Here is a 429-nt window from a genome sequence, read left to right as displayed (position 1 = left end):
CCCATCAGGTAATCGAAGTCTACGCCGGTCCGGTACGACGCGAGCTGGATCGCGGACTGGACGCGGGCCGGGGCGATGGTGGTGACGGTCATGCCGACGACATCAGCAAGAGGCGTGCCAGTTCTGCTCCTCGCCCTCTCCCTCCTCCGCAGGAGACGGAGAAGACGAGTTTACGCGTAGGCCGCGATCAGTCCCGGCCGATAGCCGCCACCGATGCCGGCCTCGCCGGTCAGGGTTTGCAGGCGGCGGCGGACATTTGCCGCCATCAGGTTGGTGTAGATGCGCGCGGTCTCGTTGAGGCGGTGCGCCTCGTCGGCCAGCTCGCGCAGCTCGTCGCCCGCAGGGCCGGTGCCGGCGGCGGCGATCGCCTCGATTCCGGCCAGCTTGTCGCGGGTCGCGCGTTCGAGGCTCGCGACGTCGTTGGTCTTG

Annotated in this window: 1 protein-coding gene; it reads right to left on the bottom strand. The window is 69.0% G+C overall.

The genetic code is table 11. The features are described from left to right. Nucleotides 1–170 precede the first annotated feature (170 nt). Nucleotides 171–429: hypothetical protein (locus I6F37_RS40985; protein WP_225154517.1), on the bottom strand; the 259-nt coding region annotated here is incomplete at its 5' end.

Origin of the sequence: Bradyrhizobium sp. NBAIM08, from assembly GCF_020193935.1 — a bacterium.
Lineage (GTDB): Bacteria > Pseudomonadota > Alphaproteobacteria > Rhizobiales > Xanthobacteraceae > Bradyrhizobium > Bradyrhizobium yuanmingense.
The sequence above is the reverse complement of the archived record's forward strand: the minus strand, read 5'-3'. Positions and strand labels throughout refer to the sequence as shown.